Below are 25,521 nucleotides of genomic sequence, written 5' to 3'. Positions count from 1 at the left end.
GAATGCCGGCGCGAACCAAGGACAGCAGGCCAGGCATGGATTGGCGCGGCCGCGCGCTCGACCGCGCGCCGTTCCTCGTCGCCTGCCTGATGCTGGCCTTGATCGTCGCCATCTATGGCAGCCTGCAGTCCGGCGTCTTCAGCCTGGACGAGCTCAATCTCGATACGGCGGCGGCGATGACGCTGATGCTGGCGGCAACCGGCCAGACCATCGTTCTGGTGCGCGGCGGCATCGATCTGTCGATCGGCGGCATGATCAGCCTCGGCACGGTGATCGCGGCGACGCGTTTCACCGACGATCCTTCGACCACGGCGTTCTGGGCGCTGGCCATACTGGCGCTCGGTTTCCTCATCGGCGCGCTCAACGGCCTGCTGATCTCGCTGCTCAAGCTGCAGCCTTTCCTGGTGACGCTCGCCACCTGGTCGATCCTCAATGGCGTCGCCATGATCATCCTGCCGACCGATGGCGGCAGCGTTCCCGGCTGGTGGGTCGGTTTTGCCTCGGTGCAACTCCTCGGACTGACCAGCCCGGTCTGGATGTTGCTGGCGCTGCTCGTGTTCTGGTGGTGGTTCCGTGCGACGCGCGTCGGCATCACCATCCAGGCCTCCGGCTCCAACGAGAAATCGGCGTTTCTGTCGGGGGTTTCCATCACCCGCGCCAACATCGTCACCTACGGCCTGTCAGGTCTGTTCGCCGCGGGCGCGGCGCTGTTTCTGATAACACAGACCGGCGCCGGTTCGCCGACCATCGGCAAGGACTACATCCTGCCTTCCGTGGCGGCCGCGGTCATCGGCGGCGTCAGCCTGTTCGGCGGTCGCGGCCATCTCGCCGGCACGCTGATCGGCGCTTTCGTGCTTACCCTGATCGGCAATCTGGTCTTCGTCCTGCACGTGTCGAGCTATTGGCAGCCGGTCGCGTCCGGCATCATCCTGCTGCTCTCGGTGCTCGCAAGCTCGATCGCCGAAAAGGCCGCGAGGAACCGCGTCCAATGAGCGCTTTCCTCGCCCGCAACCGCCTCATCGTGCTTGCCTATGCCGGCATGGTCGTGCTGCTCCTGGTTACGGCGATTTTCTCGCCTGGCTTCCTCTCGGTCTCCAACATGCGCTCGACGGTGGTGCTGGCGGCCTTCGTCGGTATCGTCGCGCTCGGCCAGACCTTCGTCATCATCGGCGGCGGCATCGACCTGTCGGTGCCCTGGGTGCTGAATTCCGCGGCGATCGTGATGGCGCTGCTCTGCGGCGGGCAGGATCTGCCGCTTATCTGGGTCATGCCGCTGCTGCTTGCCGGCGGCGCCTTCATCGGGCTCATCAACGGCGTCGGCGTCGCCCAGTTCGGCGTGCCGCCGATCATCATGACCTTGGCCACCAATGTCATCCTGCAGGGCCTGATTCTGGTGCTGACCGGCGGTTCGCCGACGCCGTCCGCGCCGGCGCTGATCCAGTTCCTGTCGGTCGGGCGCATCGGCGGCTTCCCGGTCATAGCGCTGATCTGGCTCGCGCTGACGCTGGTCGCCACGCTGTTGCTCTCCAAGGCCGCGTTCGGGCGTCATCTCTATGCGCTGGGAACCAGCGCGACCGTCGCCGAATTCTCCGGCGTGCCGACCGCGCGCACCACCATCCTGACCTACGTCGTCTCCGGGCTCACCGCCGCTTTCGCCGGCATGCTTTTGACCGGCTATTCCGGCCAGGCCTATCTCGGCATGGGCGATGCCTATCTGTTCACCTCGATCGCGGCGGTCGCCATCGGCGGCGCTTCGATCCTCGGCGGCAGCGGGCACTATCTCGGCACCGTCGCTGGCGCCATGGTGCTGACCATTCTCACCGGGCTCCTACCGGCGCTCAACCTGTCGAGCGGCGCGCTGCTCGTCGTCTACGGCGCCGTGATCCTGATCACCGTGTCGATCGGCAGCGAGACCTTCGCCGGGCTCAGCGGCAGAATTCGCGGCAGAAGGGCTTGAGCATGGTCGAAATCACTTGCGTCGTCGATGCCGGAGCAGAGCTGGGCGAGGGTACGCTCTGGGATCCTAAGGCCGGCGTGCTCTGGTGGATCGACATCTGGAAGAAGCTGATCCACCGCTACGACCCGTCGACCGGCAAGGACGAGGTGTTCGAGGCGCCGGAATATCTCGGCTGCCTCGGCCTGCGCGAGAAGGGTGGCCTGGTGCTGACCATGACCGACGGTTTTCATTTCTTCGACCCTGCGACGGGTGTGTTCGAAGCGATCGTCGACCCGGAAGCGCATATGCCGAAGACCCGCTTCAACGACGGCAAGCCGGACCGGCAGGGACGGTTCTGGTCAGGCTCGATGTTCGAGGTGCCCGGCAAGCCGATCGAATTCATCGGCGCGCTATACCGGCTCGATCCCGATCTTTCGGTGCACAAGATCATCGACGGCATCGGCTGCTCCAATGGGCTCGCCTGGAGCCCGGATTCGAAGACCATGTATTTCTCCGACAGCCATGCCGGCGCGGTGTGGGCCTATGATTTCGACCCCGCCACCGGCGATATCGAGAACCGCCGTACCTTCGTCGACATGACGGTCACCGGCGGCGTCGCCGACGGAGCTACGGTCGATGCCGAAGGCTGCTACTGGGTGACCATCCCGGTGACCAGCAAGGTCTGCCGCTACGATCCGACCGGCAAACTGATGCAGACGGTGCTTTTGCCGACCGACCTGCCGACCTGCTGCGAGTTCGGCGGCAAGGACCTCGATATCCTCTATGTCACCTCTGCCGTGCTCAAGCGTCCTGCCAGCCACTTCGTCGGCCAGAAGCATCCGGGCGGCCTGTTTGCGCTCGATGTCGGCGTCAAGGGTCTGACGCTGCCGACATTCAAGGGATAGCGCCGGCAATCTAGGCGCGACATCGCGGGCAGCGCCTCGACCTTGCGCGCCGAGATGGTCCCATCGCCATAAGCGGGTTGACATTCACAGCGCGGGGTGCGTGCCAGCCACCAGAGGAATTTTCCGCGATTTCGGCGTGCAGCTGGAAAACCGTTGGCGGTCATTCGCGGAATCTCCTTGAGGCTGGCGCGCGGATTGATCAGTTTGTCCCCAAGCAGGACCACTTGCCAGGCGGATAGTCGCGGCGGACAGGGAGAGAACAGCAATGCGCACCAAAACCAGCATCCGCGTCGTCGGCTGCCACGCCGAGGGCGAGATCGGCGATGTCATCGTGGGCGGCGTGCTGCCGCCTGCCGGCCGCACGATGATGGAGAAGATGATCACGATGGAACGCGATCACGACCATATCAGGCGCATGCTGATCTGCGAGCCACGCGGCAGCGTTGCCCGGCATGTCAATCTCCTGGTGCCCTCGACGCGCGAGGATTGCGCCGCGGGCGCCATCATCATGGAGCCGACCGAATATCCGCCGATGTCCGGCTCCAACACGATCTGCGTCGCCACGGTGTTGCTCGAGACCGGCATGGTGCCGATGCAGGAGCCCGAGACGCGCTTCAAGCTGGATATGCCCGGCGGCGTCATCGAGGTGCGCGCCGAATGCAGCGACGGCAAATGCCTGTCGATCACGCTGCGCAATGCCCCCGCCTTCGCCGAGCGCCTCGATGCCAATATCGAGGTGGAAGGGCTCGGCACGATCAAGGTCGATATTGCCTATGGCGGCATGTTCTACGCGATTGTCGATGCGCCCGCGCTCGGCTTCTCGGTCACCCCCGACGAGGCCCGCGAATTGGCCGTGGCCGGCGAGAAGGTTCGCCGCGCGGCGCGCGAGCAGCTCGATGTCGTGCATCCGCAGTTCGACAATGTGCGCGGTGTGTCGATCGTGCAGTTCGCCATGCCGTTCCAGGGGCCGGGCAACGTCACGCGCAACACCTGCATCGTCTCGCCAGGACGCTCGGACCGCAGCCCGACAGGAACCGGCACCTCGGCCCGCATGGCCGTGCTGCAGGCGCGAGGCCAGATGAAGGCCGGCGAGGTGCTGATCCATGAATCGATCATCGGCTCGCGCTTCACCGGCAAGATCCTCGAACTCACCGAAGTCGCCGGGCGCAAGGCGATCGTGCCGCAGATAACCGGCAGAGCCTGGATCACAGGAGAGCACAACTACTATCTCGATCCGACGGATCCCTATCCGCAAGGCTATGTGCTGTCGGATACCTGGGGCACCTCGACTTCGGTGACGCAATAGAATTTCCTGCAGCGCGCCGGCCCGGATCACTCGAGCGCCCAGACGCTTCCAGCTCTTGGCCGGGGCGTTTGCGCTTGCAGAATGTCAGCGGACCTTGCAGGGAGGCGCCTGCTCTGATTCCCTGCGGTTGGTGGGGTTGCCTGATTCGTGTGCTTGCTTCGGTTCCGCATGATCGTGCGGCGGAGCCGCAGGTGCCTTCGGTAGAAAGATGAGAAAATGACCGCCAAGCCGGAAATCCTGGAGATGAGGCCCAAGATCACCGTTGTCGGGGTCGGGGGCGCCGGCGGCAACGCCGTCAACAACATGATCGCCGAAGGGCTGCAGGGCGTCGAGTTCGTCGTCGCCAACACCGACGCTCAGGCGCTCACCATGTCGAAGTCGTCGCGGCTGATCCAACTGGGCGCGCATGTGACCGAGGGCCTGGGCGCCGGGTCCTTGCCCCAGGTCGGGAGCGCTGCCGCGGAAGAATCCATCGACGAGATCATGGATCACCTTGCGGGAACGCATATGTGCTTCATCACCGCCGGCATGGGCGGCGGCACGGGGACGGGCGCCGCGCCCGTGATCGCGCGTGCCGCGCGCGATGCCGGCATCCTGACGGTGGCCGTCGTCACCAAGCCTTTCGTGTTCGAAGGCAAGCGCAGGACGCAGGCGGCCGAGGAAGGCATCGAACGGCTTCGCGAGAGCGCCGATACCGTGATCGTCATCCCGAACCAGAACCTCTTCAGGGTCGCCGACGCCAGGACCACGTTCGCCGACGCCTTCGCCATGGCGGACCGCGTTCTCTACGCGGGTGTCGGCTGCATCACCGATCTCATCGTCAAGGAAGGCCTGATCAATCTCGATTTCGCCGACGTGAAGTCGGTGATGCGGGACATGGGCCGGGCGATGATGGGGACCGGCGAGGCCTCCGGGGAGGGGCGCGCCAAGATCGCGGCCGAGGCGGCGATCGCCAATCCGCTCCTCGATGAAGCTTCCATGTCCGGCGCCAGGGGGCTGCTCGTGTCGATTTGCGGCGGCATGGACATGACGCTGTTCGAGGTCGACGAAGCCGCGACGCGGATACGCGAAGAGGTCGACGCCGATGCCGACATCATCGTCGGCGCCATCTTCGACCAGGCATTGGCGGGAAAGTTCCGCGTGTCCGTCGTCGCGACCGGACTGCGCAAGAGCGCCGACATCGCGCAATTCGAGCAGAGGATCGCCTGAGACCACAGGGATCTCGCGGCTGCGCTAGCCCCCGACGGCACGATGCAATCGGCCGATATCCGTTTCCGGCGGCGAACAATCACGACCGCATGGACCCATATCTGTCCAGTTTGGACAAATTCATCGGTCCGTTCGACAGGAGTCGATTTAAGTTCCGGCAGGGAGGAGTAGAACTTAGCGACGATCGATGAAGCGTCGCGCCCCCCGGGGAGGACTATCTTGCTCTTTGCCGTCCACTGTCTCGACCATGCCGATGCGCTTGCGCGCCGGCTTGCCAATTACGATGCCCACAAGGCCTATCTTGCCGCCGGATCGGTCGCGACCGTAATCTCCGGGCCGCTGGTCGCTGCGGACGGTGCGACCATGATCGGCTCGCTCTTCGTGTTTTCCGCGGACAGCATCGAAGATGTGAAGGCGTTCAACGCCGCCGACCCGTTCAATGCCGCCAATGTCTGGCAAAGCGTCAGCATCAATCCCTTCCTGCTGCGTGTCGACAATCGCGGCTGACGGGGAGAGGCTCGATGAAAAGCTTCGTCTATAATGGCCAGCCGGCGCGCGTCGTCTTCGGATCTGGCACCATTGCAAGGCTGCCGGAGGAGATCGACCGTCTGGGGCTGAAGCGTGTGCTCGTGTTGGCAACGCCGCCGCAGGAGGCGGACGCGCGGCGTCTGGCCGGATCGCTTGGCGGCACCGCGGCCGGGGTCTATGCCGGGGCGACGATGCATACGCCCGTGTCCGTGACCGAGGACGCGCTGCGGGTCGTGGCGGAACTCGAGGCCGACGGGCTGGTCGCGGTCGGCGGCGGCTCCACGACGGGCCTCGCCAAGGCGATCGCGTTGCGCACCGACCTGCCGCAGATCGTAATGCCGACGACCTATGCCGGCTCGGAAATGACACCCATCCTCGGCGAGACGAAGGATGGCGTGAAGGTCACCCAATCGAGCCCGCGCGTGCTGCCGGAAGTGGTCATCTACGACGTCGACCTGACGATGACGCTTCCCGCCGCGTTGTCGGGGACAAGCGGCATGAACGCTATCGCCCATGCGGTCGAGGCGCTCTACGCGAGGGAAAGCAACCCGGTTATAAACCTGATGGCCGCCGAGGCCATCGGCGCATTGGCGAGCGCCTTGCCGGTCATCGCCGAGAAGCCGCATGACCGCGATGCACGCTCCAAGGCGCTTTACGGCGCCTGGCTCTGCGGCATCTGCCTCGGCTCGGTCGGCATGGCGCTGCACCACAAACTTTGCCACACGCTGGGCGGCAGTTTCGATCTGCCGCACGCGGAGACCCATACGATCGTGCTCCCGCATGCGCTGGCCTATAACGCCCCCGCCATTCCGGCGGTCATGGAAACCCTGCGGGCCGTGCTGAAGACGAACGACCCGGCGACGGCTCTCTACGATCTTGCGGGCAGGATCGGCGCAAAGCGCGCCCTGTCTGAGATAGGCATGCCGTCCGACGGGATCGACACCGCGACGGACCGCGCGCTGGCCAATCCCTACTGGAACCCGCGGGCGCTGGAGCGGGAACCGATCCGGGCTCTTATCGCGCGCGCCTATGCCGGCGAGCCGCCGCGGGCCTAAGAAACCGAACGTCCCTCGAGGAGTTATCGCCATGACAGGCACCGCAGACGCCGCTCGACCGAAATATCCCTATTTCGAGGAAGAGACCTCGGTCGACGTGGTCAACGCGCGCATGGGGCCGGATGTCGACCCGCGCCTGCGGCAGGTGATGGGCGTGCTGGTGAAGCACCTGCACGCCGCCATCAAGGAGATCGAGCCGACGCATGAGGAGTGGCTGCAAGGCATCAAGTTCCTCACCGATGTCGGCAAGATGTGCTCCGACTGGCGGCAGGAATTCATCCTTCTTTCCGATACGCTCGGCGTTTCGATGCTTGTCGACGCGATCAATCACCGGCGTCCGAACGGCGCCACGGAAAACACCATCCTCGGACCGTTCTATGTGCCGGAGGCCCCGCGCTACGAGCACGGCGCTAACATCTGCCTCGACGGCAAGGGCGAGCCGATGGTGGTGCGCGGTCGCGTGCTCGACACGCAAGGCAAGCCGATCGCCGGCGCGCTGATCGACGTCTGGCAGACCAATGACGACGGCTTCTACGACGTCCAGCAGAAGGACGTCCAGCCCGACTGGAATCTGCGCGGGGTCTTCACCGCCGACGAGAAGGGCGAGTACTGGTATCGTTCGGTCAAGCCGCGCTACTATCCGATCCCCGACGACGGACCGGTCGGAAAGATGCTCGCCGCGCTCGGGCGTCATCCGAACCGCGCGGCGCATGTGCACTACATCGTCAGCGCGCCGGGTTACGATCCCGTCATCACCCACATCTTCGCGCCCGATTGCCGCTACCTCGCCGAGGACGCCGTCTTCGGCGTGAAGGATTCGCTGATCGCCGATTTCACCAAAGTCACCAACCCGGAAAAGGCGCGCGAGCTCGGTTTCGACGCTCCGTTCTGGTCCGTCGAATGGGATTTCGTCCTGGCTCCCAAGACCGCCGGAACTTGAGGCTGGGCAGTTTCGTCCAAATTGGACAAAAGCTGGCGTCGAGCCGCCTGATCGGCTTATCCTTCCGCGCTGGAAGGAGAATGTTCGGATGAACGATCACGAGTTCCTGCGCGTCTATGATTTCGTGGATCGCCTGCGCAGACCTTTCCTCGGCGTCACGGATGTCGAGGACGAGGCCGCCTGGCGCATCATCCACTACCTCATGCGCTCGGAGCTCGAGGGCTATCCGGTGACGATCAGCAAGCTCGCGCTGGTCTCCAATCTCCCTCACGGCACCGCGATCCGGCGCATCCAGGGCATGATCGACGGCGGATTGATCGAAAGGCGGGCGGCTTCCGAAACGGCCAAGCGCTTCACGCTTCACCCGACGGCACGCCTCTCGAACCTCGCCATCAATTATGCGGCGGAGACAAAAGCCCTGATCGCCGAGATCGTCGGCGGCCGCAACAATGAGGAGCATGAGGCCGACTATTATTTCGGCGCGCCGCAGCGCGGCAGTCCGATCATCCCGCCGATCAACCTTTTGACCAACAGGGTCACGAAAGGCGTCGAGCTGCAGTTCCTGCTGAACGACGACAATTACTTCGCCGCCATGCGCAACACGTGGTCGGACTTCCGCAACAATCTGGCGAGCGCCAAGAGCTTCAAGCTTGTGCACCAGAACGATCTTTACCGGGAGGGCCTGGCGAACGGCGCGCGCACCATCTCGGCCTACGACATGATCGCGATCGACATGCCTTGGCTCGGAGAATTCGCGAGCAAGGGACTTGTCCTGCCGATCGGCGAGACGATCCGCGAATCCGGCATCAACCCGATGGATTTCCATCCGTCGATCTGGTCGACGACGACCTGGCAGCGCGTCGAATACGGTGTGCCGATCTATTGCACGATAGAGGTGCTGGCCTGCCGGTCGGATCTCTTCGAAAGCGAGGGGCTGGCGCTGCCGCGCACCTTCGACGACGTCATCAGCGCCGGGCGCGCATTCCACAATCCGGCCGCGGAACGCTACGGCATCGCCTGGAACGCGGCGCACCGGCCGCTGGCATCGAGCTTCATGTTCTTCCTCGGCTGCTGCGGCCAGACCGTGCTGTCGATCCGCCGCACGCCGACGGGCTATTCCACCGAAAACCTCGATGCGCAGCATATGCGGCCGCAGATCGACAGCGAAGCCGGCCTGCTGGCGCTCGACTACATGCATCGCATGCTGGAGATCGCCCAGCCCGGCGCGCTCGAGGCGCATTGGGACGATTCCTGCGCGGTCTTCCTGCGCGGCCAGAGCGCGATGGGCTATGTCTGGACGATGCGCGCCGCGCAGTTCGAGGCCGAAGTCCGCTCCGCCGTCAAGCGCCGCGTGGCCTACGTTCCGCAGCCTTCAGGACCGGGCGGCACCAACACCTCGCCGATCGGCGGGTTCCTGTTGTGCATCCCTTCCAACATCGATCCGAAGCGTCTGCCGCTGGCGGCTGAAGCGCTGGCCTGGATGGCATCGCGCGAGGCGATGAAGGAGCATGTGAAGAACGGCTTTCCCGTCGCGCCGCGTTTCTCGGTCAGCGCGGATCCGGAGGCGATCGGCAGCTCGCAGCTCGTGCGCTTCGTCGGCAGCCTCGCCAACCGCAATCTGCTGCGCAACTGGCAGCGCCCGCCGGTGCCGTTCTACACCGGCATGGAGCGCATCATCGGCGAGGAGGTTCACGACGCGCTTTCCGGCCGCAAATCCGACCGAGCGGCCCTGAAAGACGCCCAGGACCGCATCGAGCGGATCGTCGACCGCGTCGGCTGAATCCGTTTTCTTGCGACGCGCCTTGAAGCAGTTCAGCGTTTGATGGAATCGCCTGCTGCAACTCCTTGTTTTTGCGCAATTCCAAAGGAGAACCGCAGTGCGGTTCTCCTGAAATCTCTTTGTTTTGACGCAATTCCGGACGGAAAACCGCTCACACTTTTCCGGGAATTGCTTTAGGCGATCGCCCGTATCGAGCCGCCATCCACGCCCCAGACGGAGGAGGTGACAAAGGAGGCGAGATCGGAGGCCAGGAAGACGATGACGTTGGCCACTTCCTCCGGCTTGCCGAGGCGGCCGAGCGGCAGCTGGCGCAGCGACATCTCGTGCTCGACGGCCTTCTGCGGCTCCATATTGTGAAACTTGCCCATGGTTTCGGCAAAGCCGCCGGGCTGGGTCCAGAACGGCGTCCAGATCGGGCCGGGAGCCACGGCGTTGATGCGGATGTTGTTGGCGCCTTCGGTGCGCGCCAGACCCTTGGTCAGGGCGAGCACCGCCGCCTTGGACGCCGAGTAGTCGATCGGAACGCCTTCCGGTTGGCGCGCAAGGTCCGAGCCGTTGTTGACGATCGCGCCGTGTCCCTGCTTGCGCATGACCGGCAGGACGACGCGCGTCGTGCGGACATAGCTCATGAAGTTGAGCGAGAAGGTCTTGTCCCACTCGGCGTCGGTCAGTTGGTCGAAGGTCCGCACCGCGCCGGCGCCGACATTGTTGACGAGGACGTCGACAGTGCCGCCGAAATGGGCGATGGCGGCCGTCACCTTTTTCTCGATATCATCTGCCGAGGAAAGGTCGGCCTTGAACGTCGCGGCCGTGCCGCCGGCAGCCGTGACCGCGGCCGACGTCTCGGCGAGGGCCGCTTCGTCGATGTCGAAAAGCGCCACGCGGCTTGCCTCGCGGCCGAACGCTATCGCCGTTTCGCGGCCGATGCCCTTCGCCGCCCCGGTGATCAGCACCACCTTGCCCTTGAGATTGGTTTCCATTTTGATCCTCCCTATCTTGCGGCGAATTGCGCCATGGTTGTTTCGAACGAGCGTCGCGCCGCCTCTTCGAGCGGCAGCACGCGATGCCTCTTTGAAATCACTTCGACCGAGTAGAAGCCGTCGAAGCCGGTCTTGCGGATCGCGTCGATGAAGGCGGGGGGATTGAGCACGCCCTCGCCACAGAGCCGGCGTTCGTAGATCGTGTCTTCCCAAAGCGTGCCGACGACCTTCTCATCCGCGTCGTCGAGCTCGACCGAGACGACATATTGTTTCGGCACGGCGGCGACGGCTTCGTAAGGGATGCCGCCGCGGCCGACATGCCAGATGTCGAGCAACAGGCCGCCGTTGGCCTTCGCCGCGCCTTCGACGATGGCGCGCGCGGTTTCCAGGGTGCGCACGTTGGAGAACGGCATCACCTCCAGCGCGATCCTGGTTCCGTAACGGGCGGCGTCGTCGCAGATCGCGGCGAAGCTGTCCGTGACCTGCCCAAGGTCGATCGTGTCGGCATCGAATTCCGGCGCGATCTTGACGTCGCGGGCGCCGAGCGCCTCCGCCGCCTCGAAGAGCTCGCGCCGAACCTTGTCCGATGCGGCGCGCAGGGCGCCGGACGCGAACCAGTGGGTGATGAACTCCAGCTCGACATGCGGCATGCCATTGGCGTCGAGGATGCGGCGCATCTCCTTCAGGCCGATCTTCTCGCGCGTCGCCTGCAGATCAGCATGGATCAGGCCGACGCCCTTGTATCCGGCCCTGGCCGCCGCCTCGACACGCCGGGCGAACGGAAAGGGGCTGATCTCGTTCGGCGCGAACGGATAGACGTCGCCGGAGATGGTCCAGTAGGCGGCGACGAGTTCAATGGGTTTGCTCATCATGTTCTCCTCAGACCGAGGCGCCTTCCGACCCGGTGCGGAAATCGAAGCTGGTCGTCAGGCCGCCGTCGGCGATGATCTCGGCGCCATTGAGCGCAGTGGAGGCGTCGGAAAGCAGGAAGAGGCCGGCGCGGGCGACCTCGGCCGGATCGAGGATGCGGCCGGCCGGCTGGCGGTTGGCGCGCGCGGCGAGGAAGCGGTCCGGATCGTTGGCGGATTTCATGTGCCGCTCGAAGAGGCCGGCGAGCATCGGCCCGGGGCTCAGCACGTTCGCGCGTATTCCCTGGCGCGCATGGTCCATCGCAACTGTGCGGGTAAGCTGGCGGACCGCGCCCTTCGAGGCGGCGTAGACGGCAAGCTGCTGCTCGGCGAAGGTCGCGTCGATGCTGGCGACCGCCACGATCGGGCCGCCGCCGCGCGCGGTCATCAACGGCAGCATGGCGCGAAAGGCGAGCGCCGTGCCGATGAAATTGACCGACATGGTCCTTTCCATCGCCGCTTTGTCGAATTCGAGGATGGTGCCGACAGTCAGCATGGCCGCCGACGTCACGAGGCCAAGCGTTCCAGGATTTTCCCTGGCGATCATGTCCGTGATGCCGGCCCAGGTCGCCTCGTCGGTAACGTCGCCCCGGACATGCGAATAGCGTTCGCTTGCAAGGCTCTCGGGCGCCGGCGCGAGATCGACGCCGATCGTGCGCACGCCGCTTTCGGTCAGCAGCCGGGCAATGTTAGTACCAAGACCAGAAGCCGTTCCGGAGACCACGACAAGGTCCGGCAAGGCGTTGCTAAAGACTGGCTCCGTGGCCATGGGGTATTCCTCTTTTCTGACGTCGGGAAGGGTGAGGCACGGCGGCGGGCCGCCGTGCCTCGGATGCGGATAATCAGCGGCCGAGCGCGGCGTTGCAGTCGGCGACGTTGGCCTTGGTGATGATCTCGTGCGGCAGGAAGATCTGCTTCTCCACCTTCTTGCCGTCGAGGAGATCGGCGACAGCCTGCGCGGCATATTTGCCGTCGTCGATCGGCGACTGCAGGACGGTGGCGTATTGCGTACCGTCCTTGATCTGGTTGACGCCCTCGATCGAGCAGTTGGAGCCGACCAGGACCAGGCTTGCCGGATCGATGCCGGCGCGCTTGGCGGCGACGATCACGCCTGACATCATGTTGTCGGCCTGCGCATAGACGCCCTTCACGCTTGAGCCGAGTTGGGTGAAGAGGGCGGCGGCGGCATCCGTCGCCTTGGTCTGGTCCCAGTTGCCGTTCTGCTTGCCGGCCACCTGAATGCCGCTTGCCTTCTTGCCCAGGACATCCTCGAAGCCCTGCGAGCGCTGGATCTGAGGCGGTGTTCCGGGAACGCCCTCGACGATGAAGACCTTGCCGTCGCTGCCGAGCTTCTTGTCGGAGAAACCCTTGATCATGGCTTCGCCGGCGGACTCGCCGTTGCCGATGTCCGACGGGCCGGTGAAGACGTCCCAGAATTGCGAATATTTCTCGTCCGGCCGCGAGTTGGTGATCACCAGCGGGATGCCGGCCTGCTTGATCTTGCGTAGCGACGGCACGATGGCGCTCGCATCCGCGGGCCAAAGCACGATCGCGTCCGGCTTCTGGGCGATTGCCTGGTCGACCTGCGAGGCCTGCTCGGCGGCGTCGTAGTTGTTGATCTTGACCTCGAGATCGATGCCCGCGGCGGCCGCGACCTCCTTGAAGGCGCGCTGGTGGAGCGCGCAATATTCGCATTCCTCGGTGACCGTCAGCAGGATCACCTTCGCGCCCTTGGCCGCGGCGAAGGCCATTCCCGGCGCCATCAGCCCTCCGACGACCGTGGTCGCCAGCAAAAGTTTGGTGAGTTTTGCGAAGTTCATTTTGGTTACTCCTCCCGTTTCAAGGTTGCACGTTCCCCCGCACCGCCGATCGGCTCGGCGGCGTTGCAAGGATACGTCGGTTGTTTCCGCTAGGCGGAATGCACAGCCCGCGACATTGCGAGCCGTTCGCTCATCCATGCGCCCAACTGACCGTCGAGCAGCACGATCCCCATCAGCACGAGGCCGTTGGCGAAGAGAATCCCCGTCGCCCCCATGCCGATCAGACTCAGTCCATTGTTCATCACCGTCAGGATCAGCGATCCGAGCAGGACATGCGCGGGTGTGCCGGAGCCGCCGCTGAGGGCGACGCCGCCGACGATCGCGGCCGAGACGGCCTGCAGCATCAGCGTGCTGCCGGTGGTCGCCGCGGCGCTGGCGAGGCTCATCGACAGCAGGCTTCCCGCGAGCGCGGCCGTGGCGGCGGAAAGCACGAAGACGATCACCAGCGAGCGGCCGACCCTGGCGCCGCTCGCCGCCGCGACCTGGGGCTTGCTGCCGACGACGCGGATGTCGCGTCCCATCAGCGTGTAGTGCATGAACAGGCCGACGAGCAGGAAAGCGGCAAGCGTCACGACGCTGCGCCAGGAAAGGACGGTCAGCAGCGGATCGTCCAGGGCCATGCCGAGGTCGAAATTGTCGGTACTGATGACCTTGCCGCCGGCGAGCCAGAAGGCGAAGCCGGAGAGCGCCATCATCGAGCCGACCGAGACGACGAGCGACGACACCTTGAAGCGGCTGATCACGAAGGCATTGACCAAGCCGACAAGCACGGCGAACGCCAGCGCGGCGAACATGCCATGGACGAGATTGCCGGCGCCGATGACGAGCGTGATCAGGCCGCCCACGGCGACCATCGAGCCGACGCTCAGATCGAACTCGCCGGCAATCATCGTCAACGACAGGCCGAGCGCGACCATGCCGAGCAGCGCGAAGGACTGCATGAGGGCATAGAGATTGCGGCCGCTGATAAAAGCCGGATTCCAGATCGCGAAGGCGGCGACGAGAGCGGCGAGAAGGACAAGGCGCAGCAGCGTCGCGCCGGAGATCATCTTCGACTTGCGGATCGCGGCCATGGTCTTACCTCCTGAAGCCGAGCGCCAGCGCGCCGAGGATCACCGAGCCGATCACCACCAGGCCCTTGACGATGAGCTGGATCTCCAGCGACAGGCCCTTGAGCAAAAGGATGTTGGAGATCATTGCCAGGAACACGGCGCCGATCGCCGCGTCGAGGATCCGGCCCTGGCCGCCCTTGATCGCCACGCCACCGACCAGCACGGCGGCGATCGCGTCGAAGTCCAGCCCCGCGCCGAGCTTGAGGTTGCCCTGCGCCGCCTGCGAGCCATAGAGCGCGCCGGCAAAGGCCGCAGCCATGGCGGCGAACATATAGGCAAGCACAAGCGTGCGGCCGACGCGCAGGCCTGTGAAGCTGGCCGCCTTCGGGTTCAGCCCGATCAGGCGAAGCTCCCGGCCGAAGCGGGTCCGCTCGACGATGAAGCTCAGCACGATCGCCGCCAACAGGAAGAGCAGGATCTGATTGGGCAGGCCGAGGGTCCGTCCGACCCCGAGCCAGCTCGCGTCTCCCTGGCCCACGACCGTCAGGCCGCCGGAATAGAACGAGCCGGCGCCGGTGATGATCGAAGCCATCGCTATCGTGGTGATGATCGGATTGGTGCGGAACAGGCCGACGGCGATACCCTGGGCCAACCCGAACAGCCCGCCGATCAGGACCACCAGGATCACGCTCGCGAACAGGCCGAAATGCAGGAAGGATGCAAAAAGAATGGTGGAGACGGCGGCCGTCGCGCCCATCGACAACATGAAGAGATTGCCGGAAAGCGTGATAAGCGCCATGCCGACCGCGGCGATGCCGACCGCGGACGTGGAGTACATGATCGCCGACACATTGGCGCCCGAGGAAAAGCCGGGAATGGTGAATGTTGCCCACAGGGCGAACAGCACCGTGGCTGCCCACACCGCGGTGGACTGGATGCGCTCCGGCCGCATCAGGCTGGCGCCGAGCGCCGCCGCGTCGAATCCGACCAAGGCCCTGCCTCCGCTGCTTATATTGCCGTTGATGCTCATGCCGCCCTCCCGATGTCCGGACCGCGAACGACATCGCCCAGGATGGAATCCATGGTCGTCTCCTCGACCGGCAGGTCACGAACGATCTCGCCGCGGAAGACTGTGATCACGCGCTGCGACAGCTCCCGGATCTCTTCCAGGTCCGTCGAAAAGAACAGGACGACCAACCCCTCGCGGGCGAGCGCCTGGATTTCGCGGTAGATCTCGGTGCGGGCGCCGACATCGACACCGCGTGTCGGCTCGTTGAGCACCAGGATCCTGGGCGAGAGCGCGACCGACTTGGCGATAGCCACTTTCTGCTGGTTGCCGCCCGAAAGCGTCGACGCCGCAGCCGGCAGCCGGCGGACGTCGATCTGGAACCGGCGGGCAAGCTCGCTCGCCTGCCTGCGCGCATCGGCAAGCGTCAGGACGCCGAAGCGGTTGAGGCGGTCAAGGATCGCCGCTGTGAGGTTGACCTCGATGGGGGCTCCGAGGAAGAGGCTCTTGCCGGCGCGGTCCTCCGAGACATATGCGATACCGGCACGGCTCGCCGCCGCAATCGAAGTGACCTCGACCGAAGAGCCGTCGACCCTGATCGTGCCGGCATAACGCCGCTCCAGGCCTGCCAGCGTTTCGACCAGCGCATTGGCGCCGGAGCCCAGCTGACCGATGACGCCGACGATCTCGCCGGCGCGGAAGGCAAGATCGACGGGGCGGTATTTTCCCGCGACGCCAAGTCCCGCAAGCTCGATCACCGTCGCCGCCTCGGGCCCGGCCCGGTCGCGCGTTGCATGCCCCGAGGTTACCTCGCGACCGATCATCTCGGCGACGAGCTCGTCATTGGTCCATTGCGCGGTCGGTTTCGTCAGGATGCGCTGTCCGTTCCGGAACACGGTCGTGCGATCGGTGAGGGCGAAGATCTCCGGCAGGCGATGGCTGATATAGACGACGGCCGTTCCCTTGGCGCGCAGCCAGCGCACCGTGGCGAAGACCCGCTGGATCTCGGCGTCGGAAAGGCTCGCGGTCGGTTCGTCGAGGATGAGCACGCGCGCTCCGCGCATCACGGCGCGGCAGATTTCGAGGAGCTGCTGCTCGGCAATCGACAGGTTTCCGGCCTCGAGGTTGAGCGGCACATCCGACAGCCCGAGCTGATCCAGGGTCTCGCGTGCACGCGCCCTGTAGCGGGCGCGGATATAAAGCTGGGAGATATCGGGGTCGCCCAGAAGCACATTGTCCAGCACGGACAGATGCGGAATGATCGACAGTTCCTGATAGACGACGGAAACAAGTTTCGGATTGGTGAGCTCACCGGGCCGCAGCAAATGCCCGCCGACGCGGACCTCGCCTTCGTCCGCAGGCATGAGGCCGGCGATGATACGCACCAACGTGCTCTTGCCGGCGCCGTTCTCGCCGCAAAGAGCATGGATCTCGCCGGCGTGAAGATCGAAGTCGATGCCCTTCAGCGCATGGACCCCGCCGAACGACTTGCGCAAGTTCGTGACCGTGAGAACGGCTTGCATAGCTCGTGAAACCTCCCAACACCGCGCCTCCGAGCGGTGCCAAAAGGCTTAAACGACAAGTTCGCCGGGGGTCGCGGGTAAATGGTCCACATTGGACTTTCTGTCCTGCCGGCGCATCGTTACCGCGCGGGCTATGTGCAGCACTCCTTCTCGGAGCACCGATGAATCTGATCCGCGCCGATCTGCGCGAGCTGGCGAGCAGGTCTACGGAGCGTCTTCTTTAGTCGGTCTGGATCCAGACCGCCTTGGTCTCCAGATACTCGTGCAGATGCTCGACGCCGCCCTCGCGCCCGTAGCCGGACATCTTCATGCCGCCGAACGGCACGGCCGGGTCGATGGCGTGATACATGTTGACCCAGACCGAGCCGGCCTTGACGCGGCGCGCGAGCTTGTGCGCGGTGCCGAGATTGGTGGTGAATATGCCGGCCGCGAGACCGTAAGGCGTCGCATTGGCGCGCGCGACGACCTCATCCAGCGTGTCGAAGGGCATGGCCGAGATGACCGGCCCGAAGATCTCTTCCCGCGCGATGGTCATCTTGTCCGACACCGCGCCGAAGACGGTCGGCGCGATGAAGTTGCCGCCGTCATAGAGCTCGCCCGTCAGCCTTGAGCCGCCGGCGACCAGCCTGGCGCCTTCGTCGTTGCCGGCCTTGATGTAGCCTTCCACCTTGCCGGCCTGCCTCGCATTGATCAGCGGCCCGATCTCGGTTTCCGCCTCGATGCCGTGGCCGATGCGCAGCCTGCCGGCGAACTCGGCGACCCGGCGCACGAATTCGTCATGGATCTCGCGCGCCACGAACAGGCGCGAGCCGGCAATGCAGATCTGGCCGGAATGCACGAACACCGCCATCGCCGCGACCGGCACGGCCTTGTCGATATCGGCGTCGCGGCAGACGATGATCGGCGACTTGCCGCCAAGCTCCAGCGAGACCCGCTTGAGGTTGGCGACGCCGGCGCGGGCGATGGCCTGGCCGGTCAGCGTCGAGCCGGTGAAGACGATCTTGTTGACGTCGGGATGTTCGGCAAGCCGCGCGCCGGCCTCGGCGCCGGTTCCGGTGACGATGTTGACGACACCGTCGGGCACGCCGGCTTCCTGCATCAGCTTCGCGATCAGAAGCGGCGTCAGCGATGCATCCTCCGACGGCTTCAGCACGATGGTGCAGCCGGTGGCCAGGGCCGGCGCGATCTTCCAGATCGAGGCGGCGGTCGGGGCATTCCAGGGGATGATCGCGCCGACGACGCCGACCGGTTCGCGCCGGGTGAAGGTGACGATCTCGCCGGGGATCGAATTGTCGATCGCTTCGCCATGCAGGGCGGTCGCCATGCCGCCATAGAAGCGCAGCATGCCGATGACCCGGCGCCGGTTGGCCAGCGTGCGGGTGATCGGCAACCCCATGTCGAGTGTGTCGGAGACGCTGAGCTCTTCCCAGTGCTTCTCGAACAGGTCGGCGATCCGCAAAAGCACGCATTGCCGCTCGTAAGGCGAGAATTTCGACCAGGGGCCTTCGAAGGCCGCGCGCGCCGCGGCCACCGCCGCGTCGATGTCGGCGGCCGACCCGCGCGGCACGGTTGCCAGCACTTCGCCCGTCGCCGGGTTCAGCGCCTGCATCTCCTCACCGGATTGCGCCGCGACCCATTTGCCGCCAATGAACATCGGCCGGAATTCGCCATGGTAGAGCGTGGTGGCCTTCGCCCTCGGGTCGAAGTTCAGGGTCATCGTCTCCTCCTCACGAATTCCGACGCGACTATTACTCCGGCTGCCGGCGACCTCAAACAAGGAAAGCTAAAAGGGCGTTCAGATAATCGGACAACGCGCGCATTCTCCGTCGGCAATGCATCGACAATGGAGAGCTTTGCGGCGAAGCCGATCTGGCCCCAGTCGGTATTGGGCGGCTGCCGGTGGCACAGGCCTGTGTCGGTCCGGCAGGCTAACCGGCGCCGGCCTCTTCCATCGCCCGACAGTTTTGCAAGGTGCAAGGTTGCGCCAGGCCGGGCCGGCGGTTATGCCGGTCGATATTTCCAGACGAAAGGCAGAACCGATGAAGGTCGTTTCCACCTCCAAATCGCATGGCGGCATCCAGGGCGTCTATTCCCACGCTTCCGAGGTCTGCGCCTGCGACATGACCTTCGCCGTCTTCGTGCCGCCCCAGGCCAAGGACGGGCCGCTCCCGGTCCTGTGGTACCTGTCGGGCCTCACCTGCACGCATGCCAACGTCATGGACAAGGGCGAGTACCGGCGGATGGCATCCGAGCTTGGGCTCGTCATCGTGTGTCCCGACACCAGCCCGCGTGGACCTGATGTTCCCGACGAGAAGGACAATTGGCAGTTCGGCTGCGGCGCCGGCTTCTACCTCGATGCGACGCGGGAACCTTATGCGAAAAACTATCGCATGTATTCCTACATCACCGAGGAACTGCCGGCGCTGATTGCCGCCAACTTCCCGGTCGACATGGCACGCCAGGCCATCTTCGGCCATTCGATGGGCGGACATGGCGCGCTGACGATCGCGCTCAAGAATCCGCAACGCTACCGGAGCTGCTCGGCTTTCGCGCCGATCGTGCAACCGTCGACGGCCGGCTGGTCGCGGCCGGCCTTCGAAAAATATCTCGGGCCGGGCGAGAAGAGCTGGCGCGCCTATGATGCCACGCTGCTGATCGAGGACGGCAAGCGCTATCCTGAGTTTCTCGTCGACCAGGGCACGACCGACGGCTTTCTTGAGGATGGTCTTCGGCCATGGCTGCTCGACGAGGCGTGCAAGAAGGCAGGGATCGACCTCACCCTGCGCATGCAGGACGGCTACGACCATTCCTACAATTTCATCTCGACTTTCATGGACGATCACCTGAAGTGGCATGCCGCGCGGCTTGCGTGATTGTCATCCGTAAAATGCGCGCCCGGCCGCCCTGGAACGGTCTATTCCGCGTCAGCCATGGCTGACAATCGGGCATTCACCTTCTGGTGAGCGCGAGAATTTCCGGCGGAACATTCGTCTTTTCGCGCTGTTACATCCAAGCAGCAGCGCGGAAAGGAGCTTCCGCATGGACAACCCGCAATCCACGGCAAGCATAGTTGGCCATCCCATCCATCCCATGCTCGTCACCATCCCGATCGCCTTTTTCGTCGGGACGTTGCTCACCGATATCGTCTATTGGCAGACAGCCGAAATGACCTGGGCCAATTTTTCGGCCTGGCTTGTAACCGTGGGTGTCATCGTCGGTATTCTGGCCGCCATCGCGGGGCTTACCGACTTTCTTGGCGACCGCAAGATACGCGCTCAGCCGACGGCATGGCTGCATATGGCCGGCAATCTCGTCGCGCTTGTTTTGTCCTTCTTCAACATGCTCATCCACACCCGCGATGCCTGGACGTCCGTCGTGCCAACCGGGCTGATCCTGTCGGCGCTGGTGGTGATCATCCTGATCTTCACCGGCTGGCTCGGCTGGGGGCTGGTCTATCGCCATCATGTAGGAGTGGCCGATGAGACGGTCTGACAGCGCGATCAAATGGACGACCGCGGCGCTTTGCTGCGCAATGGCCGCGGGCGTTGCCGGCTGCAGCGACGACAACACCGACCCGAACACGCAGATCGGCCCGAATCCGAAACTGCCGGAGATAAACCAGTACCTGTTCCCGCCGATGCATCTGGCCTCGGTGGTCGGGTGGAAAAACGACGAAAAGCCGACCGTCGCGCAGGGCCTGCAGATCGAGGCGATGGCTAAGGGACTTCAGCATCCGCGCTCGCTTTACGTGCTGCCAAATGGCGACATATTGGTGGTGGAATCGACGGCGCCGACCGAAGCATCGGTCAAGCGGCCCAAGGACATCGTCATGGGCTGGGTCGAGAACTGGGTCACTTCCGGCGGCGACACCGGGCCGAGCAACCGCATCACACTGTTGCGCGACACCAATGGCGACGGCAAGCCGGACTACCAGGGCGTGTTCCTCGACCATCTCAACTCGCCCTTCGGCGTGGCGCTGGTCGGCAACGACCTTTATGTCGCCAATACGGACGCGATCGTGCGCTATCCCTATCAGCCGGGCGACACAAAGATCACGGCGCCGGGCAAGGTGCTAACGCAACTGCCGGGCGGGCCGATCGATCACCACTGGACGAAGAGCCTGGTGGCGAGTCCCGACGGTGCGCTGCTCTATGTCGGCGTCGGCTCGAACTCCAACATTACCGAGAACGGCATCCAGGCCGAGAAGGACCGCGCCGCGATCTGGGAGGTCGACCGCGCCACCGGCCGCTGGCGCATTTTCGCCAGCGGGTTGCGCAACCCCAACGGGCTGTCGTTCGAACCTGAAAGCAAGGCGCTTTGGACGGTGGTCAACGAGCGCGACGAACTCGGGCCCAACCTCGTGCCGGATTATATGACGTCGGTGAAGGACGGCGCCTTTTATGGCTGGCCATACAGCTATTACGGCCAGCACGTCGATCCGCGCGTGATGCCGCAGCGGCCGGACATGGTGGCGAAGGCCATCCCACCGGACTACGCGCTGAGCTCGCATGTCGCGCCGCTCGGGCTTGCCTTCTACACCGCAAGCAACCTGCCGCAATCCTATCGCGGCGGTGCCTTTGTCGGCGAGCATGGCAGTTGGGACCGCTCCCGCTTCAACGGCTACAAGGTCGTCTTCGTGCCGTTCAGCGGCGGGCATCCTAACGGCATGGCGCAGGACGTCGTCACCGGCTTCCTCAACGACAAGGGCGAGGCGAGGGGCCGCCCGGTCGGCGTTGCCGTCGACAAATCCGGCGCCCTGCTGATTGCCGACGATGTCGGCAACACGGTGTGGCGGGTCACCGCCGCGGCGCCCGGATCCACGTAGGAACCAGGCTCAATCCCCCGACATCGAGCGGGCCATGTCGAGGAAGGCGCGCACGAGCTTGCCGCCGCTGCGCTCGCGCAGGCAGATCAGCGCTTCGTCCATCAGCGTCTCCGGCGCGTCGATTGTGATCGGCACCAGCCGCGAGTCGTGGCCGAACTCGGCCGCCGAGACGAAACCGACGCCGGCTCCGGAGGCGACGATCTCGCGCACGGCCTCACGGCCTTCCGCTTCGATGGCGGGCTTCAGCTCGACATTCGAAGCCGCTGCGAGATCTTCCAGCTTCTTGCGCGTTTTCGAACCGCGCTCGCGCATCACGAGCGGTTCCCGCGCGAGTTGTCCGAGCGTCAGCGATTTCCTGTCCGACAACGGGTGTTCGGCGGAGACGAAGGCGGTGATCGGCGTCGAGTTGAGTTTGAGCATCTCGAAATCGCGTCCCGCCGGCATTTCGCCGAGAACGCCGATATCGGCTTCATAGCTGTAAAGGCTGCTGATCACGGTTTCCGTGTTACCGGAGCGCACGGACACCTGGACGCCGGGGTAGCGGGCGCGAAAGGCGCCAAGGATATGCAGCAGATGGTGCGCCGCGTCGGCAACGATGCGCAACGTGCCGGAGCGCAACGCGCGCGATTCGGTCAAAAGTTCGAGCGCCTGCTGCTCGGTCTCGAACATGCGGTGGGTGATCTCGAGCAGCCTCTGGCCCTGAGTGGTCAGCGTGACCTGCTTCTTGTTCCGGTTGAACAGGAGCACGTCATATTCTTCCTCCAGCTTGCGCACCTGGTCGGAAATCGCCGGCTGGGTCAGGAAAAGCGCCTCCGCCGCACGCGAGAAGCCGCCGGAAATGGCCACCTGATGAAATGCTCTGAGCTGGACATAACGCATCCGCGTGGTTCCCGTACTGGCGCCTGAGCGTCAGGCTGTTATCATCAATCAGATCGATACATCAATACAAAATAACGATTTTACAAATATGTCCTACCCGCCGAGAATGACTGTCATATTCCGATGACAGGATCGAAGTGGGAGGGCAGCATGCTCGCTGAGATGAAACTTGCGGCGGCCAAGCCGCTGGATGGGCCGGCACTCGGCGAACCTTATCTGCTGACGCCCGGCCCGCTCACCACGGCTTACGCGGTCAAGCAGGCGATGCTGCGCGACTGGGGCTCCTGGGACGGCGATTTCCGCGCCATGACCGCCGAGCTTCGCCGCCGCCTGCTGGCGCTCACCGGCGACAGCCGTGACGAGTTCGATTGTGTGCCGATGCAGGGCAGCGGATCGTTCTGCGTCGAAGCCATGCTCGGTTCGTTCGTTCCCAGGGATGGCAAGGTGCTGGTTTTGGCCAACGGCGCCTACGGTCTGCGCGCGGCGCAAACCATGCAGTATATCGGCCGCGCCTACACGCTGATCGATAAGGGCGACTATCTGCCGCCGCGCGGCGAAGAGGTCGCGGCGGCTCTCGAGGCCGACCCCGCCATCACCCATGTCATCGCCATCCATTGCGAAACCAGTTCCGGCATCCTCAACCCGGTCGCCGAGATATCGGAGGCTGTCTATGCCAACGGCCGCAAGCTGCTGGTCGATTCAATGAGCGCGTTCGGCGCCATCCCGCTCGACGTCAATGAGATCCGATACGAGGCGATGGTGTCGTCGGCCAACAAATGCATCGAGGGCGTGCCGGGTTTCGGCTTCGTCATCGCCCGCAAGAGCGAACTGGAGGCAGCCAAGGGGCGCAGCCATTCGCTGTCGCTCGACGTCCATGCGCAATGGGCGAACATGAACAAGACCGGGCAGTGGCGCTACACGCCGCCGACGCATGTCGTCGCGGCCTTCCTCGAGGCGCTGCGCCTGCACGAGGCGGAAGGCGGCGTCGCCGGCCGCGGCGCGCGCTATACGGTGAACCGCGACGTCATGGTGGCCGGCATGCGCGCGCTCGGTTTCGAGACGTTGCTCAAGGATCGCTGGCTGTCGCCGATCATCGTCACCTTCTTCAGCCCTGCGCATCCGAACTTCGCCTTCGACAGGTTCTACGAACTGATGAAGGACAAGGGCTTCATCATCTATCCGGGCAAGCTCACGGTCGTGGACTCCTTCCGCATCGGCTGCATCGGCCAGATGGACGAGCATGTCATGCGCCGTGTGGTCGAAGCAGCCTCCCAGTCGCTGAACGAAATGGGCGTCGACACCGCCGCCCCGTCCCCCGCCGCTATCGCCGAGCGCGCCAAGCTCGCCGCCTGAAGGTCTTTTGAGGATTTCCGATGAACCAGATGTCTCCCGTCAACGTCACGGCCAACGGCCGTTCCTATGCCTGGCCGCGCGTGCCGGCCATCGCCATCTGCCTCGACGGCTGCGAGCCGGCCTATCTCGACGAGGCTATTCATGCCGGACTGATGCCAGCGCTCGAAAAGATCAAGAAGAAGGGCACGGTGCGCTTCGCCCATTCGGTGATCCCGAGCTTCACCAACCCCAACAATCTGTCGATCGCCACCGGCCGGCCGCCAGCTGTGCACGGCATCTGCGGCAACTACCTCTACAACCCGGAGACGGGCGAGGAGGTGATGATGAACGACCCGAAGTTCCTGCGCGCGCCGACGGTGTTCCAGGCCTTCTACGATGCAGGCGCCAAGGTGGCGGTGGTGACGGCCAAGGACAAGCTCAGGGCGCTGCTCGGCAAGGGACTGAAGTTCGACGACGGCCGGGCGATGTGCTTCTCGGCCGAGAGGTCCGACACCACGACGAAAATCGAGCACGGCATCGACAACGCGTCGAAGCATTTCGGCCTGCCAGTGCCCGAGGTCTATTCCGCGGAGCTTTCGGAATTCGTCTTCGCCGCCGGCGTGCAACTCCTGAAGGAGTTCCGGCCGGACGTGATGTATCTCACCACCACCGACTACGTGCAGCACAAATACGCGCCGGGCGTGCCCCAAGCCAACGCCTTCTACGAGATGTTCGACAAATACCTGGCGCAGCTGGATGCGCTGGGCGCGGCGATCGTCGTCACCGCCGACCACGGCATGAAGCCGAAGCACCATGCCGACGGCTCGCCCAACGTGGTCTATGTGCAAGACCTTCTCGACGAATGGCTGGGCAAGGACGCCGCCCGTGTCATCCTGCCGATCACCGACCCCTATGTCGTGCATCATGGGGCGCTGGGCTCCTTCGCCACCGCCTACCTTCCCAAAGGCGCGGACCGCGAGGCGGTGATGGAAAAGCTGCGCAAGGTCGAGGATATCATCCTGGTGCTCGGCCGCGAGGAAGGCTGCGCCCGCTTCGAACTGCCCGAGGACCGCATGGGCGACATCATCCTGATCTCGGGCGAGAACAAGACGATCGGCACGTCCGAACACCGGCACAATCTGGCCGCGCTCGACGAGCCGCTGCGCTCGCATGGCGGGCTGACCGAGCAGGAGGTGCCCTTCATCGTCAACCGCGTGCTGCCGGACCTGCCGAACGAGCCGGTTCTGCGCAACTTCGATGCCTTCTACCACGCGACGATGGCGGCCGCGCTAGGTTGAAGTTGAGCGTGGCGGTCGACCCCCACTCCGCCGAGCTTCGCTCGGCACCTCTCCCCCGATCGACGGGGGAGAGGAAAGGCGCCCAGTCGATTAGGCGGCGCTTTGGGCTGGAGGGTTTGGACTGCCAAGGATCAAGCGCCGACGCCGATTAATTTCCTCTCCCCCGTCGATCGGGGGAGAGGTGGCCCGAAAGGCCGGAGTGGGGGGTCGACCCCGCGACGTATCCAAGACTGGAACCA

General features: G+C 64.6%; 23 protein-coding genes. 14 read left to right on the top strand and 9 right to left on the bottom strand.

All coding sequences use genetic code 11. The annotated features are described in order from the left end of the window. Positions 1–2: 2 nt before the first annotated feature. From FJ418_RS16340 to FJ418_RS16300, 9 genes are all read left to right on the top strand, one after another. The gene (locus FJ418_RS16340; RefSeq protein ID WP_246683064.1) at positions 3–992 is read left to right on the top strand and encodes an ABC transporter permease; all 990 of its coding nucleotides are present in this window, start codon (positions 3–5) and stop codon (positions 990–992) included. Next, a complete protein-coding gene (locus FJ418_RS16335) occupies positions 989–1,957 on the top strand; it encodes an ABC transporter permease (RefSeq protein WP_140867251.1) in 969 nt (322 codons plus the stop codon). The genes FJ418_RS16340 and FJ418_RS16335 overlap by 4 nt, the downstream gene beginning before the upstream one ends. A 2-nt stretch (positions 1,958–1,959) precedes the next feature. Then, positions 1,960–2,841, top strand: a complete 882-nt coding sequence (locus tag FJ418_RS16330) for an SMP-30/gluconolactonase/LRE family protein (protein ID WP_140867248.1) — start codon at positions 1,960–1,962, stop codon at positions 2,839–2,841. Positions 2,842–3,106: 265 nt separating this feature from the next. After that, a complete protein-coding gene (locus FJ418_RS16325; protein WP_140867245.1) occupies positions 3,107–4,147 on the top strand; it encodes a proline racemase family protein in 1,041 nt (346 codons plus the stop codon). Between the two features lie 216 nt (positions 4,148–4,363). Next, positions 4,364–5,356 (top strand): cell division protein FtsZ, encoded by a 993-nt coding sequence (gene ftsZ / locus FJ418_RS16320; protein WP_040996104.1) that lies wholly within the window; start codon positions 4,364–4,366, stop codon positions 5,354–5,356. A gap of 219 nt (positions 5,357–5,575) precedes the next feature. Beyond that, positions 5,576–5,863, top strand: a complete 288-nt coding sequence (locus FJ418_RS16315; RefSeq protein WP_140651249.1) for a YciI family protein — start codon at positions 5,576–5,578, stop codon at positions 5,861–5,863. A 14-nt stretch (positions 5,864–5,877) separates the two neighbouring features. Further along, on the top strand, positions 5,878–6,939 hold the full coding sequence (locus tag FJ418_RS16310; RefSeq protein WP_140867242.1) for a maleylacetate reductase: 1,062 nt from the start codon (positions 5,878–5,880) through the stop codon (positions 6,937–6,939). A 31-nt stretch (positions 6,940–6,970) separates the two neighbouring features. After that, positions 6,971–7,879 carry an intradiol ring-cleavage dioxygenase gene (locus tag FJ418_RS16305; protein WP_140867239.1) on the top strand — a complete coding sequence of 303 codons (909 nt, stop codon included), beginning with the start codon at positions 6,971–6,973 and terminating at the stop codon, positions 7,877–7,879. An 88-nt stretch (positions 7,880–7,967) separates the two neighbouring features. Then, positions 7,968–9,659 (top strand): extracellular solute-binding protein, encoded by a 1,692-nt coding sequence (locus FJ418_RS16300; RefSeq protein WP_140855893.1) that lies wholly within the window; start codon positions 7,968–7,970, stop codon positions 9,657–9,659. Between the two features lie 173 nt (positions 9,660–9,832). On the opposite strand, the gene FJ418_RS16295 is transcribed toward FJ418_RS16300, so the two are convergent. The 8 genes from FJ418_RS16295 to FJ418_RS16260 all read right to left on the bottom strand — a co-directional run bounded on the left by FJ418_RS16295 (position 9,833) and on the right by FJ418_RS16260 (position 18,665). Further along, complete coding sequence (locus tag FJ418_RS16295; protein WP_140651256.1) at positions 9,833–10,639, bottom strand: SDR family oxidoreductase; 807 nt, start codon at positions 10,637–10,639, stop codon at positions 9,833–9,835. An 11-nt stretch (positions 10,640–10,650) separates the two neighbouring features. Continuing rightward, positions 10,651–11,508, bottom strand: a complete 858-nt coding sequence (locus FJ418_RS16290) for a sugar phosphate isomerase/epimerase family protein (protein ID WP_210239863.1) — start codon at positions 11,506–11,508, stop codon at positions 10,651–10,653. A gap of 10 nt (positions 11,509–11,518) precedes the next feature. Then, positions 11,519–12,316, bottom strand: a complete 798-nt coding sequence (locus tag FJ418_RS16285; protein ID WP_181166957.1) for an SDR family oxidoreductase — start codon at positions 12,314–12,316, stop codon at positions 11,519–11,521. Positions 12,317–12,389: 73 nt separating this feature from the next. Beyond that, positions 12,390–13,367 (bottom strand): sugar ABC transporter substrate-binding protein, encoded by a 978-nt coding sequence (locus FJ418_RS16280; protein WP_140706662.1) that lies wholly within the window; start codon positions 13,365–13,367, stop codon positions 12,390–12,392. Positions 13,368–13,456: 89 nt separating this feature from the next. Further along, a complete protein-coding gene (locus tag FJ418_RS16275; protein WP_140867233.1) occupies positions 13,457–14,440 on the bottom strand; it encodes an ABC transporter permease in 984 nt (327 codons plus the stop codon). Between the two features lie 4 nt (positions 14,441–14,444). Further along, positions 14,445–15,410: an ABC transporter permease gene (locus FJ418_RS16270; RefSeq protein ID WP_226892199.1), complete on the bottom strand. Its 966-nt coding sequence runs from the start codon at positions 15,408–15,410 to the stop codon at positions 14,445–14,447. Between the two features lie 35 nt (positions 15,411–15,445). After that, entirely contained in the window at positions 15,446–16,948 is a 1,503-nt protein-coding gene (locus FJ418_RS16265) for a sugar ABC transporter ATP-binding protein (protein WP_140867230.1), read from the bottom strand. A gap of 220 nt (positions 16,949–17,168) precedes the next feature. Continuing rightward, complete coding sequence (locus FJ418_RS16260; protein ID WP_140867227.1) at positions 17,169–18,665, bottom strand: aldehyde dehydrogenase family protein; 1,497 nt, start codon at positions 18,663–18,665, stop codon at positions 17,169–17,171. Positions 18,666–18,987: 322 nt separating this feature from the next. Here FJ418_RS16260 and fghA point away from each other — a divergent pair, with 322 nt between their 5' ends. The 3 genes from fghA (at position 18,988) to FJ418_RS16245 (ending at position 21,773) form a co-directional block, all read left to right on the top strand. Next, positions 18,988–19,821, top strand: coding sequence for an S-formylglutathione hydrolase (gene fghA / locus FJ418_RS16255; RefSeq protein ID WP_140867224.1), 834 nt, complete (start codon positions 18,988–18,990; stop codon positions 19,819–19,821). A 166-nt stretch (positions 19,822–19,987) separates the two neighbouring features. After that, positions 19,988–20,440: a DUF2231 domain-containing protein gene (locus FJ418_RS16250; RefSeq protein WP_140867221.1), complete on the top strand. Its 453-nt coding sequence runs from the start codon at positions 19,988–19,990 to the stop codon at positions 20,438–20,440. Positions 20,441–20,480: 40 nt separating this feature from the next. Next, positions 20,481–21,773 (top strand): sorbosone dehydrogenase family protein, encoded by a 1,293-nt coding sequence (locus tag FJ418_RS16245; RefSeq protein ID WP_181166960.1) that lies wholly within the window; start codon positions 20,481–20,483, stop codon positions 21,771–21,773. Positions 21,774–21,782: 9 nt separating this feature from the next. Here FJ418_RS16245 and FJ418_RS16240 read toward each other — a convergent pair whose 3' ends face one another. Further along, entirely contained in the window at positions 21,783–22,652 is an 870-nt protein-coding gene (locus FJ418_RS16240; protein WP_140867215.1) for a LysR substrate-binding domain-containing protein, read from the bottom strand. 150 nt (positions 22,653–22,802) lie between these two features. On the opposite strand from FJ418_RS16240, the gene FJ418_RS16235 reads away from it, so the two are divergent. Beyond that, positions 22,803–24,005 carry a 2-aminoethylphosphonate--pyruvate transaminase gene (locus tag FJ418_RS16235; RefSeq protein WP_140867212.1) on the top strand — a complete coding sequence of 401 codons (1,203 nt, stop codon included), beginning with the start codon at positions 22,803–22,805 and terminating at the stop codon, positions 24,003–24,005. Positions 24,006–24,025: 20 nt separating this feature from the next. Next, positions 24,026–25,282: a phosphonoacetate hydrolase gene (phnA, locus tag FJ418_RS16230; protein ID WP_140867209.1), complete on the top strand. Its 1,257-nt coding sequence runs from the start codon at positions 24,026–24,028 to the stop codon at positions 25,280–25,282. Positions 25,283–25,521 lie beyond the last annotated feature (239 nt).

The sequence above is a fragment of the Mesorhizobium sp. B2-8-3 genome, from assembly GCF_006440815.1.
GTDB lineage: Bacteria > Pseudomonadota > Alphaproteobacteria > Rhizobiales > Rhizobiaceae > Mesorhizobium.
The sequence above is the reverse complement of the archived record's forward strand: the minus strand, read 5'-3'. Positions and strand labels throughout refer to the sequence as shown.